Origin of the sequence: Prauserella cavernicola (assembly GCF_016595675.1) — a bacterium.
Classification (GTDB): Bacteria; Actinomycetota; Actinomycetes; order Mycobacteriales; family Pseudonocardiaceae; genus Prauserella_A; species Prauserella_A cavernicola.
Window position 1 is genome coordinate 264,158 of the sequence record NZ_JAENJH010000009.1, and the last position, 14,394, is coordinate 278,551.

The window sequence follows — 14,394 nt, forward strand, 5'->3', positions numbered from 1 at the left end:
GGCACCACGACGACACGCGCGAGCTCACGGTCTGACGACCGTCACCGCACACCCCGGGGACGGAACTGGATGCTGATGCGCGGTCCGACGGGCTTGGTCGTCTTGGGCACGGCGTGCTCCCACGTGCGCTGGCACGAACCGCCCATCACGATCAGGTCGCCGTGACCGAGGCCGTGGCGAACGGAGCCGCCACCACCCTCTCGCGGCCGCAGCAACAGTGCCCTCGGCGCCCCCACCGACAGGATCGCGACCATCGTGTCCTCGGTGCTGCCCCTGCCGACGGTGTCGCCGTGCCACGCCACGCTGTCGTCGCCGTCGCGGTAGTAGCAGAGCCCGGCCGTGCGGAACGGCTCGCCGAGCTCGTCCCGGTAGTGCTCGCTGAGCGCCGCGCGCGCCCGCGCCAGCACGGGATCGGGCAGCGCGTCCTGCTCGTCGTAGAAACTGAGCAACCGCGGCACGTCGACCGTCCGGTCGTACATCCGCCTCCGCTCGGCGTGCCACGGCACGTCGGAGACCAGCCGGTCGAACAGCGCGTCGGCGCCCGTGAGCCAGCCCGGCAGCACGTCGACCCACGCTCCATGGCCGAGCACGGTGCGGCGCACGCCGCCGAGCGAGCCCAGTGCGGGCTCCTCGCCCGCGCCGAACAGCGACCCCTGGAGTGCGGCTTCCATCCCGCGAGCGTACCCGTAATCGAACAGGTGTTCTACCCCGGGTGGTTCCGGAATGGCTCGACGAGGTCCAGTGCCTGGGTGAGGGAGTCGGCGGGCGAGCCGGCCGTGTTGACCGTGCTCGCGCCGGGCCACGGGTTGATGTGCGCCTCGGCCTGCGTGCACGGCTCGGAGTGGGGGCCGCCCCGGCGGGTCGTGGTGGCCTTCGGCGCCCAGCAGCACAGCGAGACCAGCGTGCTGTGCGTGTCGTGTGCCAGGTTGGAGGCCGCGATGCGGTGCTCGGGCGACATCCACGACGCGTCGAGCACGACGGGCCTGCCGAGTCCCAGTTCGACCGCCGCCCGGCGCAGCAGCTCCTGGTACGACCAGTCGGGGTGTGCCTGGCTGTGCTTGCTGAGCACGCTCGCGCCGAGTCTCGGTCCGAGTGCGGAGCTGAGTGTGGACTTGCCCGAGCCCGGCATCCCGCCGACGAGCACGAGCCGCACCGTCGCCAGGCGCAGGTGCCGCGCCGCGCGGTCGACGTGGCCCGACGCGTCGAGGTGCCAGGCGAGGAAGTGGTGTCCCAGCGTGGTGGCCGCGGTGTCGTGCGCGCACTCGAGGTAGGCGGCGAGCAGTGCCGCGGCGTCCCCGGGCCGCTCCGCCGCGGCGCGGGCGGCCACGTCGAGGGCGTCGGCCCAGCCCTCGCGTTCGTCGGCGATCACCCTGCCGGTCGTGGCGCGCTGGGCGAACAGCGGCCGTCGCCCGGCGAGGAACTCCCGCGCCAGCCGGTCTGTCTCGGGTGAGCGAACACGGCGCCGTTCGCGCGCGGCTCGCCAGCGCTCTCGCGTCGCCGACCACAGGTTCGCCGTGCCGGTGGGCGCGGCGGCGTGGTCCTCGGCGAGTGCGCGGGCCCGCTCGCGAACGGAGACGTCGCGCCGCGGCCTGGTGGCCACGTCTCCAGTGTGCGTCCCGGCGCGGGGGTGGGGGAAGACCCGACCGCACGCGCTGTCCACCGGGTTTTCCACCCGGCCCCCGTGTCGACAAGGCTCCTACACTCGACCTATGCATCGACCTCGACCGGTCACCGAGGTGCCCGACGTGGTGGGCCTCGGAGCACAGGACGCGTGCTCCATCGTGCGGAGTGCCGGTCTGGTGCCCGTCGGGCCGGAGAGCGCGGAGCCGCCGTCGACGGGCGTGGTCACCGCGCAGCGCCCGGTCGGCACGGCGGGCGCCGAGGAGGGCTCGCGGGTGGTGCTCTGGACCCACCCCGGCCGCGACACCTCCTCCGAGCTCGTGCCGCCCACTCCGGTCGAGTCCGGCGAGCTCGATCCGGTCTGAGCGGTACACACCGGAACCGCTCACACCGCGGGGGTCACGTTCTGGTTGAACCGGAACCGGTTCGCGGGATCGTGGGCGGCCTTGACCGCCGCGAGCCGGTTGTGCGCGGCCTCGTCGAACCCGGTGCGCGCGTCGGCCCTCGAGCCGTAGACGAAGCTCAGTGAGCGGCCGAGCGTCACCGGCGCGAGTGCGGTCAGCAGGTCCGCGTGCGCGGCGCGGACCTCGGCCTCGCCCACGCCGTCGAGCCCGGACAGCACGCGCACCAGGAACCCGGCGTCCCGGTGCCCGACGGCGCTGTCGCGCCGCTCGGTGAGCGCTCCGCCGAGGTGCCGGATGTCCACCACGCACGGTACCGGCGCGCCGGGCCCGGCGAGGTCGACGATCGAGCGCAGTGCGGCCGGGTCGAGATCGCGCACGAACGCGTTGTCGCCGAGATAGGCGTGCGGATCGACGGGGTCCTGGTAGATCGAGGCCGAATCGCGGAACGGCAGCTCGCGCAGGTCCGCCGACAGTACCGGCGCCGCCGCGCGCAGGGGCGCCACCAGGCGTTCACCCTCGATCGCCGGTCCGAGGAACGCGACGCGCACGGACACGATGTGCTTGCCCCGCAACGGTTCCGGCACGCCGGGCACGTCCGGCAGCGGGACCATGCTCACCGACGACGTCAGCTCGTCGGGCACCGTCGCGGTCCACACGCGGTAGGCCGTCAGCACGTCGGCTGCGTGCGCGCCGTCGAACACCAGGCCGCCGCCGTGGAGCCGTTCGACGGGCACGAGCCCGATCTCCAGCCCGGTGACGACGCCGACGTTGCCGCCACCGCCGCGCAGCGCCCAGCACAGCTCCGGCTCGGTCTCGGCGCTCACCCGGCGAAGCGTGCCGTCGGCGGTGACGAGCTCGGCCTCGCGGATGCGGTCGGCGGCGTAGCCGTAGCGGCGCGCGAGCGGGCCGAGCCCGCCGCCGAGCGTGTACGACACCACGCCCACGTGCGGGGACGATCCGCTCAGCGGTGCGAGCCCGTGTTCGGCGGCGGCGTCGAGCACCCGTTGCCAGCGCACCCCGGCGCCGACCCATGCCGTGCGCGCGACCGGGTCGACGCGAACGGAGTCCAGGCACCGGGTGCTGATCAGCAGGGCGTCCGCGCCCGCCGCGACGGACAGGCCGTGGCCGGTCGCCTGCACGGCCACGCCGAGCCCGTGCGCGCTCGCGTAGGCGACGGCGGCCCGCACGTCCTCGGCGTCGAGCGCGCCGACGACCGCGGTGGGCCGGTGGGCCAGCGCCAGCTGGAAGCCGTGGCGTTCGTCGTCGTACCCGGGCTCGCCGGGCACGTGCACGGCACCGCGCACGGCGGCTGCCAGGTCTCGATGAGGGGCGGTGTGCGTGGTCATGGGTCCAGCCTCGGCCGGGGCGAATCAGAAGTCCAACAGCTGGTTCTGCTCGGAGCTAGCATGTTCAGTTATGGAGCTGAGGCAGCTGAGGTACTTCGTCACCGTGGTCGACGAGGGCGGGTTCACGCGCGCCGCGGAGAAACTGCACGTTGCCCAACCCGGCGTCAGCGCCCAGCTCCGGCAGCTCGAGCGCGAGCTCGGCCAGCCGCTGCTCGACCGGACCGGCCGCACGCCGAGGCTCACGCAGGCCGGCGCGGCGGTGCTGCCGCGCGCCCGCGCCGCGCTCGCCGCCGTCGAGGGCGCGCGGACGGCCGTCGACGAGCTGACCGGGCTGCTGAGGGGCAGCGTCGCGATGGGGGTGCTGCCCTCGTGCGGGCCGTTCCGCATCGCGGACCTGCTCGCCGACTTCCACCACGCTCATCCCGGCGTGGAGGTGACGCTCACCGAATCCGACGCGGGCACGCTGATCCGGGGCGTGCGCGAGGGCGGGCTCGACCTCGCGCTCATCGCCTTCGGCAGCGAGGTGCCCGCAGGGCTCGACGTCCAGACGGTGGTGGACGAGGAACTCGTCGCCGCCGTCGGCCACGGCGACCCGTTGGCGGGCCGGGACTCGGTGCCGCTCGCCGCGCTCGCGGAGCGCGCGTTGATCAGCCTTCCGCCGGGCGGCGGCATGCGGACGATTCTCGACCAGGCGTGCGCCGCCGCGGGCGTCTCGCCCCGCATCGTGTTCGAGGCGAGTGATCCCGGGGTGCTCGCCGATCTCGCCGCGCGCGGCCTCGGCGTCGCGATCGTGCCCTCGTCCGGCGCCGCACGCGCCGACCTGCACGGCGTTCGGATCGTGCGGCCGCGGCTGCACGGCAGCGTGGCGCTGGCCTGGCGCGCGGCGGGGACCAGCGGGCCCGCGGCGCGGGCGTTCGTGGAGCACGCACGCGAGGCGCTGCGCGGGTATGCCGGAGCGGCCGCCGCGTCGTGACCCGGCAGAATGTGCGCCGTGGCAGCGAAGCGCAGCGCGGGAATCCTGATGTACCGGGTGCGGGGTGAGGACGTCCAGGTGTTGCTCGGGCACATGGGCGGGCCGCTGTGGGCGCGCAAGGACGCCGCGGCCTGGTCGGTGCCGAAGGGCGAGTACACCGCCGACGAAGCGCCGCTGGCGGCCGCGCGCAGGGAGTTCCAGGAGGAGCTGGGCCTGCCCGCGCCCGAGGGCGAGCTCCGTGCGCTCGGCGAGGTGAAGCAGTCCGGCGGCAAGGTCGTCACGGTGTGGGCGCTGGAGGGTGAGCTCGACCCGGCCGCCGTCGTGCCGGGCACGTTCGAGCTGGAGTGGCCGCCCCGATCGGGCACGATCCGTGAGTTTCCCGAGCTCGACCGCGTGGAGTGGTTCGCGCTGGCCGACGCGGCGGAGAAGCTGGTCAAGGGCCAGCGGGTGTTCCTCGACCGGCTGGCCGAGCTGCTCTAGGCGTCGGAGCCGTAAGTCTGCTCGAGCTCGCGGATGCAGTCGTCGACGATCGCGTGCATGGCGGGGTCGGTGCTCGTGCGCGACACGGCGTCGAAGTACCAGTTGGCCAGCCACATCCCGGCGGCGGTGCCCGCTTCGGCGAAGACGTGGCGGATCACCTGCACGGCGTGCGTGGAGTCGCCCCTGCGCGTGGTGGTGAGCAGTTCGGTCGCCTGGAAGCCGAGGTAGATGTCTCTGTCCAGGGGCGAGGTGAAGGCGGTCATGGCGGCTCCTCGTCTCCCTGGGCCACGCCTCGACAGCGCGACCGCGGGCGTGTGTACCCACTTGTACCGGATCGCAAACCGCACCTCGGGTGGTTTCCTTCCCGGTGTCCCGGGTACGCATCTGATCATGACGACGATGCCGGAGTTGGCGCGGCCCCTCGCAGGCCCGGTCTCCGTCACTGGCGGAGGGCGAATCATGTTGGGCGACGGGCGATCCGTGCGCGTCGTGTCGTCCTATCCGGTGCGCGGCGGGATCGAGCTGCACAGCCTCGCCGCGTCCGTCGAGTTCGAGTGTGCGCACTGCCACACGTCGTGCGAGGCGACGCTTGTCGCTGTACAGCAGGGATTTCTCGTCTGTCCATCGTGTTACCCCGTGATCGGCTCGGGGCGGGCGCCCGGAATTGAGGGCTTTCGGCCCTGCCGCGCCTCGTCGCCCGGCGGCAAGCTGTACTCGTTCGCCCGTTAGGGCCGCGGTGAAATGGGTGGATCAAAGCGGGGTCCGATCCGCGGCAGGTACCGCTCGGTGGCGGGGAAATCGCCGGGCCGGTACCGGGGGAGTGCAACCGGGCAGAGGTGTCGCCCGGTAGCCGCACGACCCCAGTGGAGGTGCGGGCAGCCGGCTAAATGGGGTGCTGGCTGCCCGCACCACTATGCGTGCGGGTGCCGGTGCGCGGCCATCCGCACGGGCGCGTTGTTCGCCCCGTATCCGGTGTAGCCGTCGAGCCGCTGCACGACCTCGAAGAACACGCGTCCGCCGAGGACGTCGGTGTAGAAGTGCAGGAACGCGCCCGTCTCGTCGCGGTCGTAGAGCACGGAGTGCTCGCGCAGCGTGGCGAGCAGCTCGCCGGGCGGAGCCAGCCTGGCGTCGAGGTCGTCGTAGTAGTTGCCGGGAATCTCCAACAGCGGTGCGCCGCGCTCGCGCAGGGCTGCGGCGCAGGCGATGGCGTCGTCGCTGGTGAACGCCACGTGCTGTGGGGAGGGCACGCGGGGCGCCCAGTCGCCACGGCGCAGCCGGGCCACGGTGAGCGCGATCCGCACGCGCGCCGAGTCGTCGCTGACCGCGCGGCTGCGGACCAGCCCGAACGGCGCCGCGAACTCGGTGGCCTGCTCGGGACGCAGGCCCAGTACCGAGCGGTAGAACAGCGCGGCCTCGTCGAAGTTGTCGAACGGCTGGGTCAGCGACACGTGGTCGGTGCCGGTGATCCCGGTACCGGCGACGGTGGCGTTGCCGGTGGGGGAGAAGTCCTCGCGCCAGCTTCCCGGCGCGGCCTCGCCGGTGCGGCAGAAGAACACGGCGGTGCCGTCGGGCGCGGCCACCGAGGACAGCGCGGCCTCGTCGGCGCCGGTCTCGCGCGGCAGCACCGGAGACAGCAGGGACTCGGCCCTGCGCGCCGAGGCGACGGGGTCGGAGCTCTCCACGGCCAGCGCGGTCACGTCGGCGCCGCCGTCGCGCGCGTGCTCGCGCGGCGCCGAGTTGAGCAGGATCCGCGCGTCGCGCTGCTCCCACAGCTGCACGGGCTTGGACCGGTGCCGCCCGGTGTGGGTGAACCCCAGCGCGCCGAGGGCACCGGCGAGCACCGGCTCCGCCGCCTCGTCGACGGCCAGTTCGGTGAACGCGTGCCCGGACAGCTCGGGCGCGGGGGGCAGCGTGTCCCCGTCGAGGGGTTCGCGCAGCGCCAGCAACGAGCGCATCGCGTCGACCGCGGCGCGCCGGGGATCGGCCTGCCGGAAGACGTCGTTGAACACCTCGAGCGAGAGCGGGCCCGCGTACCCGGTGCCGAGTACGGTGCCCACGAACCCGGCCAGGTCGAACGAGCCCTGGCCAGGAAAGAGCCGGTGGTGCCTGCTCCACTGCAGCACGTCCATGTGCAGCTTCGGCGCGTCGGCCAGCTGCAGGAAGAAGATCTTCTCGCCGGGGATCACACGGATGCCCGCCGGATCGCTGCCGCGTGAGAGCACGTGGAAGCTGTCCAGGCACACGCCCAGCGCGGGGTGGTCCGCGCGCCGCACGATGCGCCACGAGTGGTCGTAGGTGTCGACGAAGCGGCCCCAGGCCAGCGCCTCGTAGGCGATGCGCAGGCCGCGCGCGGCGGCCCGCTCGGCGAGCAGGTGCAGCTGCTCGGCCGCGAGGTCGTCGTCATCGACGGCGTCGGGCGAGACCGTGGAGCACACGAGCATCGTGTCGGCGCCGAGCTGCTCCATCACGTCGAACTTGCGCTCGGCGCGCCGCAGGTTGGCCGCGAGCACGTCGGGCGGCACGGCCTCGAAGTCCCGGAAGGGCTGGTACAGGTCGACCGACAGGCCGAGTTCGGCGCACAGCCCGCCGATCCGCGCGGGGGAGGCGGGCGAGCACACCAGGTCGTTCTCGAAGATCTCCACGCCGTCGAACCCGGCCGCGGCGGCGGCCGTGAGCTTGTCCTCGAGCGTGCCCGACAGGCACACGGTGGCGATGCCGTGCCGGGGGATCTCAGCTGTGGACATGTGTCTCTCCCGTGAGTTCGTCGAAGTGCCGGAGCATCCTGGCCGCGTCCGGTTCGTGGCCCGTGAACAGCCGGAACGCGTCGGCGGCCTGGAAGACCGCCATCCCACCGCCGTCCAGCACCCGGCAGCCGCGCTCGCGGGCGGCCGTGACCAGCGCCGTGGACAGCGGCCGGTAGACGACGTCGGCCACCCACAGCCCTGGCCGCAGCAGCTCGGCGGGCAACGGCAGGCCGGGGTGGCCTGCCATGCCGGTGGGCGTGGCGTGCGCGAGTCCGTCGGCGCGGGCGAGCGTCGGCGCCAGTTCGTCATGGTCGAGCCTGCCCGCCTCGGCGCGGTCCGTGCCGAACCGGGCGGTCAGCGAGCGCGCGAGCGCCGCGCTCCGGTGCTGATCGGCGTCGAACACGTGGACCGTGCCCGCGCCGAGGGTCAGCAGCGCGTGGGCGACGGCCGCTCCCGCCCCGCCCGCGCCGAGCAGCACCACGACGTCGAGCGAGGCGTCCGGCAGGCCGAGTCCCACGCTGCGGGCGAACCCCGAGGAGTCGGTGTTGTGGCCGACGGCCTGGTCACCGCTGAAGACGATGGTGTTGACGGCGCCGAGCGTCTCCGCCTCCGGGGCGAGGTCGTCGAGGTGACCGAGCACGAGCTGCTTGCACGGGTGCGTGACGTTGAGCCCGTCGAATCCAGCGAGCCGCGCCGCCGCGACGACGTCTCCGATCGCCGCGGCGGGCAGCCCGAGCACGTCGAGGTCGAGCCTGCGGTACAGGTAGCGCAGGCCCAGTTCGTCCGCCTCGCGCTCGTGCAGCGCCGGGCTGAGGGAGGGGCCGATGCCCGCGCCCACGAGCCCGACGAGGTGGCTGCCTTCGGGGTGCTGCGTCACGAGCTCTCCACATCTTTGAACGAACCAGCTAGTTAATTGTAGGGCCACAGCGCGCAACCGGGAAGTACCGCCAGCTAGAGTTGAATCGCTGACCGGAGTACCGAAGGAGAACTTGTTGGCTGCCCAGCCTGCTCGCGACGCCGAGCGGACGCGTGCCGAGATCCTCGAGGTGGCCACGCGGGAGTTCTCGGACAACGGCTACGCGGGCGCGCGGGTGGACGAGATCGCGGCCAAGACGCGCACCACCAAGCGGATGCTCTACTACTACTTCGGGAGCAAGGAGCAGCTCTTCGTCGCCGTGCTGGAGCAGGCCTACACGACGATCCGCGCGCTGGAGCAGGAGCTCGACGTCGAGCACCTCGACCCGGTCGACGCCATCCGGCAGCTCGCCGAGCTGACCTTCGACCACCACGAGTCGCACCCCGACTTCATCCGGCTCGTCAGCATCGAGAACATCCACCGCGCCGAGCACATCGGCACGTCGTCGGTGCTGTCCAGGCTGGCCAACCCGGCACTCGACGTGCTGGCCCGCATCCTCGAGCGCGGGCGCGCCGCGGGCAGGTTCCGAGAGGACGTCGACCCGCTCGACGTGCACATGGTGATCAGCGCCTTCTGCGTGTTCCGCACGGCCAACCAGCACACGTTCGACGCGATCTTCAAGCGCGACATGCTCGACCCCGCCAGGCGCGAGCACTACCGCACGATGCTCGGCGACCTCGTGCTCGGTTACCTCACCGCGCGCTGATCCGTGCGCTGAGCCGCCGCGGAACCCGTGCTTGACAAACCGGGCGGCCTCGCTCCACTCTCCCTGTTAACCATCTAGTACATAACTATCTAGTACGTACGAAACTGGTTCCGCCCCCTGTTCCCGCAACGGAGCAGCGACAGAGGAGCACAACGTGACGTCTCCCTCCGGACCCGCCGAGGCGGCCGCGCCTCGCGGCAAGCCCCGCAAGGCCGCGCTCGCCGCGTGGATCGGCAGCGCACTGGAGTACTACGACTTCTTCATCTACGGCACCGCCGCGGCGTTGGTGTTCTCGGACATCTTCTTCCCCGACGCGGACCCGGCCACCGGCACGCTGCTCGCGCTCGCGACCTTCGGCGTCGGCTACCTGGCGCGCCCGGTCGGCGCGTTCGTGCTCGGCCACGTGGGCGACCGGTTCGGGCGCCGGAAGGTGCTGGTCTTCACGCTGTTGCTGATGGGGGTGTCGACGTTTCTCGTCGGCTGTCTGCCCACCTACGACGAGGTCGGCGTGCTCGCGCCCGTGCTGCTCGTGATCCTGCGGTTACTGCAGGGTGTCTCGGCGGCGGGGGAGCAGGCCGGGGCCAACTCGATGAGTCTCGAGCACGCGCCCGCGCACCGGAGGGCGTACTACACGAGCTTCACGCTCAGCGGGACGCAGGCGGGCCAGATCCTCGCCACCGCGGTGTTCCTGCCCATCGCCGCGCTGCCGGAAGACGCGTTGCTGTCGTGGGGCTGGCGGCTGCCGTTCTGGCTCAGCGCGCTCGTGGTGGTGGCCGGGTTCGTCATCCGGCGCACGCTCGACGAGACGCCCGTGTTCACCGAGGAAGTCGCACAGGACAAGGCCAAGCTGCCCGTCGTGGTGCTCTTCCGCGACCACTGGGCCGACGTGCTGCGCGTGATCGTCGCGTCCGTGATCGCGTCGGTGAGCACGATCTTCACGGTGTACGCGCTGTCGTACGCGGTCAACACGGTGGGGATCGAGCGCACGCCGATGCTGTGGGTCGGCGTGCTGGCCAACGTCGTCGCGCTGGTCGCGATCCCGTTGTGGGCCAGGCTCGCCGACCGGGTCGGCCGCAAGCCCGTGTTCATCGGCGGCTCCCTCGGCTGCGCGGTGCTGATCTTCGCGTACCTGTGGGCGATCTCCACGGGCAACCTCGGGCTGATCTTCGCGATCGGCATCCTGATGTTCGGCGTGGTCTACAGCGCCACCAACGCGATCTGGCCGTCGTTCTACGGCGAGATGTTCAGCGCGCGGGTCCGGCTGTCGGGCATGGCCATCGGTACGCAGATCGGATTCGCGGTGGCCGGGTTCACGCCCAGCATCTCGGCGGCGCTGGCCGGCGGCGACGGCTCCAACTGGATCGCGGTCGCCGTGTTCACCGCGGCGCTGTGTGTCGTCAACGCCATCGCGGTGGCCTCGGGCAAGGAGACCTACCAGGTGCCCACTGAGGAACTCGGCAGGCGGGGCGATCGCTCCGCCGCCACGACGTCGGCCTGAGTACCTCGCGCGTGTCCTGCGGTTAGGGTGAGTGGACACTCACTCCCGGGAGCACCGATGGGCACGCGCGAGGACATCATCGCCGCCGCGGCGCGGATCATGCGATCCGACGGCTATGCCCGCGCCACCACCAAACAGATCGCGCGGGCCGCCGGTTATTCGGAAGCCGCGCTGTACAAGCACTTCGACGACAAGACCGAGATCTTTCTCAGCGTGCTCGCCGAGCAACTGCCCGGACTGGTCCGGCTGCTCGCCGAGCTGAACTCGCGGGAACCGGGCGAGGACGTGCGGGCCGACCTCGTCGAGGTGGCCCGCACCGCCATCGAGTTCTACGCCGAGACCTTCCCGCTCGCCGTCTCGGTGTTCTCCTCCCGGGATTTCCTCGCCGCGCACCGCGACCGGTTGCGCGAGGTCGACCCCACCGCGGGACCCGCTCGGCCCCTGCGTGAGCTCGCCGGCTACCTGCGCGGGGCGCGCGACCGCGGCGGGCTGCCCGAGGGAGCCGATCCCGACGCGCTCGCCGCGCTGCTGCTCGGAGCGTGTTTCCAGCAGGCCTTCCTGATCGACTTCGAGGGCGGCCCGCTCGACGCGGACGAGGTGCATGCGCTCGCCGAGCGGCTGGTCGGGACGCTGACCGCCGGCTGGTGACGTGTTCTTCTCAGTGAAACGCCTGTTGTAAGCTGCCCTGTTGTCGGTGGACTGGACCAACCTGGGGAGCAGGCGGCGGATGGCGGTGTACGTCGAGGGGCCCGGCCACTGGCGCTGGGACCGCACGGCGGGATGCGACGACCAATACTGGCACGGCGACGCCCCGCTCGTGACCGCGGCCGTGCACAGCGCGGGCATCTGCGGCACCGACCTCTCCGTGCTCGCGGGCAGCGACCCCGACGCCCGCTATCCGCTCGTGCTCGGGCACGAATGCCTCGTGCAGATCGCCGACCCCGGTGCGTCCGGGCTTCGGCGGGGCCACCACGCGCTCGTCCTCCCCTCGGTGGCGTGCGGCGGCTGTGCGCCCTGCCTGGCGGGCGAGGACGACTGCGCGACTCCCGCGATGCTCGGGCGCACCCATCCCTACGGCTGCTTCCGGCCGACCCTGACCCTGCCAGCCACGCAGCTGATGCCGGTGCCTCGCGGCGCGGCCGAACGGGCCGGTCCGCTGCTCGAGCCGTTCGCGCGGGCGGTGCGGATCCTGCGGCAGGCGGCCGCGACACCCGCCGACCGGCTGCTGGTGTTCGGTGCCGGGGTCGCGGGGCTGACGGTGGCCGTCGCCGCGAAGGCGCTGGGCCTGCCCGCTCCGGTCCTGCTCGACCGCTTCGCCGACCGCGGCGAGATCGCGACGCGGTGCGGGCTGCCGTCGGTGGTGACGCTCGGCGGTCAACTCGACGCGGCGTACTGGCGGGACCTCGGCCCGGCCTCGATCGTGGTGGACACCGTGAGCAGTCGCGCCTCGGCCACCGCGTCGCTGGCCGTGCTGGCGCCGAGGGGGCGCTACGTCGCCGTGGGGCCGCCGCACGCCCGGCACGACGTCGCGGTGTCCGGCGACCTGCCGAGGGCGCACGGAGTGAGCGTGATCGCCGCCGGCCGGTCCATGCGGGCGGACTTCGCCGAGGCGATCCGGCTGGCGAACCGCCCCGGCGTCGACTTGGCGCCGCTGGTGACCGGCCACTATCCGTTCGACGAATTCCAGCTGGCGACGCGCGAACTCACCCGCCGCCCGGAGCGCCACGTCAAGATCCTGCTGCAGCCCTGACTCTGGTCGTATAACGATCTATACGGCTGCGCTTTGGTCATTCCAGGGGTTTCGCTGGGTCCGGCTCGCCGGGCACCTCCGACCGAGGCTGCGGAGCGGGAGCCCCGGCCTGGTTCGGCGGGTACGGGGCGGTGGTGACTCCCGGCGCGGGCAACCCGAAGCGAGGTGTGGCCTGTTCGGCGACCGACACCGTGCCCGCCGAGGGCGCGCGCAACGCGAACACGGTCGCGGCGATGGCCAGCACCAGCGCGCCGGCGAACAGCCACGTGCCAAGCCCGACGCTGGTGGTGGTGTCCACCTGCAGGGCGGCCTCCGCGCTGGCCTCGGTGCTCCGGAACGTGTCGATCCAGCTGAGCACCTGCATGGCCACGACCCAGCCGGCTCCGGCGAGGAACGCGGTCGCGACGGCGGTGAGCAGGCCCGCGGCCCGGCGCAGCGCGGGCAGCAGGCACAGCCCCGCCGCCCCGAGGAGTAGCGCGGCGGCGAACACCAGCGGCAGTCCGTTCAGCGGCACTCCGCCGTTCTGCTGGGGCGCGTCGGTGTCCACGCCCCAGCCGGTGAGCTTCAGCTCGAAGCCCGGTTGGCCCAACGCCGTCACCCGGCCGCTGAACAGCGGCTGGAACGTCCCCACCACCGTGAGTGCGGCGGCGAGCACCAACAGCACGGCCGCGATGATCCCGAACAGGCGAGGTCCCGTGAAGGGCGTCCGCTCGCCGGACGGGTCCGGTCCGGCCGGGCCGGATGGAACTGGATCCAGGCTGGCCATGGGGCAATCGTGCCACCGCGACTGTCCGGGCAATAGGTCCGTAGGTCCGCGAAAATGCCTGCCACGTAAGGGACTCAGGCTGTCAGGCGCTGACCCGTCCCCGGGTTGAACGTGTGCGCGGCCTCCGGGTCTCGCAGGGTGACGCGGATGGTGTCGCCGAAGGACGGGGTGTTCTGGGCTTCCGTGCGCACGATGAAGCGCTCGTGTGTCGCGCCGATGGCGACCTGTCCGTAGACGTAGGCGTCGGAGCCGAGCACCTCGACGAGCTCGACCTTCAGCTCCAGCGCGGGCTCGCCCGCGTCGGCGGGGCGCAGGCCCTCCGGCCGGATGCCGACGGTCACCTCGGAGAGCTCGCTCGCCTCCCGTCCGCTGAGCAGGTCGCGTGCGATGGGCACCGTCAGCCCGTCGAGCTGGGCGCCGTCGGCCGTCAGCGGCACGGTCGTCAGGTTCATGGCGGGCGAGCCGATGAACCCGGCCACGAACACGTTGCCAGGGCGGTCGTAGAGCTCGCGCGGGGTGTCGCACTGCTGCAGCACGCCGTCCTTGAGCACCGCGACCCGGTGGCCCATCGTCATGGCCTCGATCTGGTCGTGGGTCACGTACACCGTGGTGGTGGCGAGCCTGCTCTGCAGGGCGGTGATGTTGGCGCGCGTCTCGACGCGCAGCTTCGCATCCAAGTTGGACAGTGGCTCGTCCATGAGGAACACCGCGGGCTCGCGCACGATGGCGCGGCCCATCGCCACGCGCTGACGCTGGCCACCGGAGAGCGCCTTGGGCTTGCGGTCCAGGTAGTCGGTGAGGTCGAGCAGACGGGCCGCCTCCTTGACGCGCTCAGCGATCTCGGTCTTGCTGATGCGCTTGATCTTGAGCGCGAAGCCCATGTTCTCCGCGACCGTCATGTGCGGGTAGAGCGCGTAGGACTGGAACACCATCGCGATGTCGCGGTTCTTCGGCGAGACCTCGGTGACGTCCTTGCCGCCGATGGTGATCGCACCCTCGTTCACGTCCTCGAGGCCGGCGAGCATGCGCAGCGCGGTGGACTTGCCCGAGCCCGAGGGGCCGACCAGCACCAGGAACTCGCCGTCGGCGATGTCGAGCGACAACTTGTCGACGGCACGGACCGGCGGGTTGCCGGAGAACACGCGGGACGCTTCCTGGAACGACACATCAGCCATGGCGCACTGTCTAGCC

16 protein-coding genes are annotated in these 14,394 nt (G+C 72.3%); 8 read left to right on the forward strand and 8 right to left on the reverse strand.

Annotation, left to right across the window (positions count from 1 at the left end):
- Window positions 1-41: 41 nt before the first annotated feature.
- On the reverse strand, window positions 42-671 hold the full coding sequence (locus JHE00_RS28440; RefSeq protein WP_200323952.1) for an alpha-ketoglutarate-dependent dioxygenase AlkB: 630 nt from the start codon (window positions 669-671) through the stop codon (window positions 42-44).
- Between the two features lie 32 nt (window positions 672-703).
- The gene (locus tag JHE00_RS35970; RefSeq protein WP_200323954.1) at window positions 704-1,600 is read right to left on the reverse strand and encodes a P-loop nucleotide/nucleoside kinase family protein; all 897 of its coding nucleotides are present in this window, start codon (window positions 1,598-1,600) and stop codon (window positions 704-706) included.
- A 109-nt stretch (window positions 1,601-1,709) separates the two neighbouring features.
- Here JHE00_RS35970 and JHE00_RS28450 point away from each other — a divergent pair, with 109 nt between their 5' ends.
- Complete coding sequence (locus JHE00_RS28450; protein ID WP_200323956.1) at window positions 1,710-1,985, forward strand: PASTA domain-containing protein; 276 nt, start codon at window positions 1,710-1,712, stop codon at window positions 1,983-1,985.
- A 20-nt stretch (window positions 1,986-2,005) separates the two neighbouring features.
- Here JHE00_RS28450 and JHE00_RS28455 read toward each other — a convergent pair whose 3' ends face one another.
- Entirely contained in the window at window positions 2,006-3,370 is a 1,365-nt protein-coding gene (locus JHE00_RS28455) for an FAD-binding oxidoreductase (RefSeq protein ID WP_200323958.1), read from the reverse strand.
- Window positions 3,371-3,440: 70 nt separating this feature from the next.
- On the opposite strand from JHE00_RS28455, the gene JHE00_RS28460 reads away from it, so the two are divergent.
- Together JHE00_RS28460 and JHE00_RS28465 are read left to right on the forward strand one after the other, a co-directional pair.
- The gene (locus JHE00_RS28460) at window positions 3,441-4,343 is read left to right on the forward strand and encodes a LysR family transcriptional regulator (RefSeq protein ID WP_200323960.1); all 903 of its coding nucleotides are present in this window, start codon (window positions 3,441-3,443) and stop codon (window positions 4,341-4,343) included.
- 18 nt (window positions 4,344-4,361) lie between these two features.
- Window positions 4,362-4,823 (forward strand): NUDIX hydrolase, encoded by a 462-nt coding sequence (locus tag JHE00_RS28465; protein ID WP_200323962.1) that lies wholly within the window; start codon window positions 4,362-4,364, stop codon window positions 4,821-4,823.
- Here JHE00_RS28465 and JHE00_RS28470 read toward each other — a convergent pair.
- Entirely contained in the window at window positions 4,820-5,086 is a 267-nt protein-coding gene (locus JHE00_RS28470; RefSeq protein WP_200323964.1) for a hypothetical protein, read from the reverse strand. The genes JHE00_RS28465 and JHE00_RS28470 overlap by 4 nt on opposite strands.
- A gap of 127 nt (window positions 5,087-5,213) precedes the next feature.
- Between JHE00_RS28470 and JHE00_RS28475 the strand changes: the two genes are divergently transcribed.
- Window positions 5,214-5,552 (forward strand): hypothetical protein, encoded by a 339-nt coding sequence (locus JHE00_RS28475; protein WP_200323966.1) that lies wholly within the window; start codon window positions 5,214-5,216, stop codon window positions 5,550-5,552.
- A 182-nt stretch (window positions 5,553-5,734) separates the two neighbouring features.
- Here the strand turns inward: JHE00_RS28475 and JHE00_RS28480 are convergent, their stop codons facing one another.
- On the reverse strand, window positions 5,735-7,567 hold the full coding sequence (locus tag JHE00_RS28480) for a bifunctional sugar phosphate isomerase/epimerase/4-hydroxyphenylpyruvate dioxygenase family protein (protein WP_200323968.1): 1,833 nt from the start codon (window positions 7,565-7,567) through the stop codon (window positions 5,735-5,737).
- Window positions 7,554-8,444: a shikimate dehydrogenase gene (locus JHE00_RS28485; protein ID WP_200323970.1), complete on the reverse strand. Its 891-nt coding sequence runs from the start codon at window positions 8,442-8,444 to the stop codon at window positions 7,554-7,556. Before JHE00_RS28485 ends, JHE00_RS28480 begins: the two co-directional genes overlap by 14 nt.
- A gap of 115 nt (window positions 8,445-8,559) precedes the next feature.
- Here JHE00_RS28485 and JHE00_RS28490 point away from each other — a divergent pair, with 115 nt between their 5' ends.
- The 4 genes from JHE00_RS28490 (at window position 8,560) to JHE00_RS28505 (ending at window position 12,437) form a co-directional block, all read left to right on the forward strand.
- Window positions 8,560-9,189 carry a TetR/AcrR family transcriptional regulator gene (locus JHE00_RS28490; protein ID WP_200323972.1) on the forward strand — a complete coding sequence of 210 codons (630 nt, stop codon included), beginning with the start codon at window positions 8,560-8,562 and terminating at the stop codon, window positions 9,187-9,189.
- Between the two features lie 154 nt (window positions 9,190-9,343).
- Complete coding sequence (locus tag JHE00_RS28495; RefSeq protein ID WP_200323974.1) at window positions 9,344-10,687, forward strand: MFS transporter; 1,344 nt, start codon at window positions 9,344-9,346, stop codon at window positions 10,685-10,687.
- Window positions 10,688-10,744: 57 nt separating this feature from the next.
- Window positions 10,745-11,335: a TetR/AcrR family transcriptional regulator gene (locus JHE00_RS28500; RefSeq protein WP_200323976.1), complete on the forward strand. Its 591-nt coding sequence runs from the start codon at window positions 10,745-10,747 to the stop codon at window positions 11,333-11,335.
- A 46-nt stretch (window positions 11,336-11,381) separates the two neighbouring features.
- The gene (locus tag JHE00_RS28505; RefSeq protein WP_200323978.1) at window positions 11,382-12,437 is read left to right on the forward strand and encodes a zinc-dependent alcohol dehydrogenase; all 1,056 of its coding nucleotides are present in this window, start codon (window positions 11,382-11,384) and stop codon (window positions 12,435-12,437) included.
- A 37-nt stretch (window positions 12,438-12,474) separates the two neighbouring features.
- Here the strand turns inward: JHE00_RS28505 and JHE00_RS28510 are convergent, their stop codons facing one another.
- Together JHE00_RS28510 and JHE00_RS28515 are read right to left on the reverse strand one after the other, a co-directional pair.
- Entirely contained in the window at window positions 12,475-13,203 is a 729-nt protein-coding gene (locus tag JHE00_RS28510) for a hypothetical protein (RefSeq protein ID WP_200323980.1), read from the reverse strand.
- A 74-nt stretch (window positions 13,204-13,277) separates the two neighbouring features.
- Entirely contained in the window at window positions 13,278-14,378 is a 1,101-nt protein-coding gene (locus JHE00_RS28515; RefSeq protein WP_200323982.1) for an ABC transporter ATP-binding protein, read from the reverse strand.
- Window positions 14,379-14,394 lie beyond the last annotated feature (16 nt).

Coding starts and splice junctions, on each gene's coding strand:
- JHE00_RS28440 (WP_200323952.1), bottom strand. CDS start 671: ATGGAAGCCGCACTCCAGGGGTCGCTGTTCGGCGCGGGCGAGGAGCCC.
- JHE00_RS28450 (WP_200323956.1), top strand. CDS start 1,710: ATGCATCGACCTCGACCGGTCACCGAGGTGCCCGACGTGGTGGGCCTC.
- JHE00_RS28455 (WP_200323958.1), bottom strand. CDS start 3,370: ATGACCACGCACACCGCCCCTCATCGAGACCTGGCAGCCGCCGTGCGC.
- JHE00_RS28460 (WP_200323960.1), top strand. CDS start 3,441: ATGGAGCTGAGGCAGCTGAGGTACTTCGTCACCGTGGTCGACGAGGGC.
- JHE00_RS28470 (WP_200323964.1), bottom strand. CDS start 5,086: ATGACCGCCTTCACCTCGCCCCTGGACAGAGACATCTACCTCGGCTTC.
- JHE00_RS28475 (WP_200323966.1), top strand. CDS start 5,214: ATGACGACGATGCCGGAGTTGGCGCGGCCCCTCGCAGGCCCGGTCTCC.
- JHE00_RS28480 (WP_200323968.1), bottom strand. CDS start 7,567: ATGTCCACAGCTGAGATCCCCCGGCACGGCATCGCCACCGTGTGCCTG.
- JHE00_RS28500 (WP_200323976.1), top strand. CDS start 10,745: ATGGGCACGCGCGAGGACATCATCGCCGCCGCGGCGCGGATCATGCGA.
- JHE00_RS28510 (WP_200323980.1), bottom strand. CDS start 13,203: ATGGCCAGCCTGGATCCAGTTCCATCCGGCCCGGCCGGACCGGACCCG.
- JHE00_RS28515 (WP_200323982.1), bottom strand. CDS start 14,378: ATGGCTGATGTGTCGTTCCAGGAAGCGTCCCGCGTGTTCTCCGGCAAC.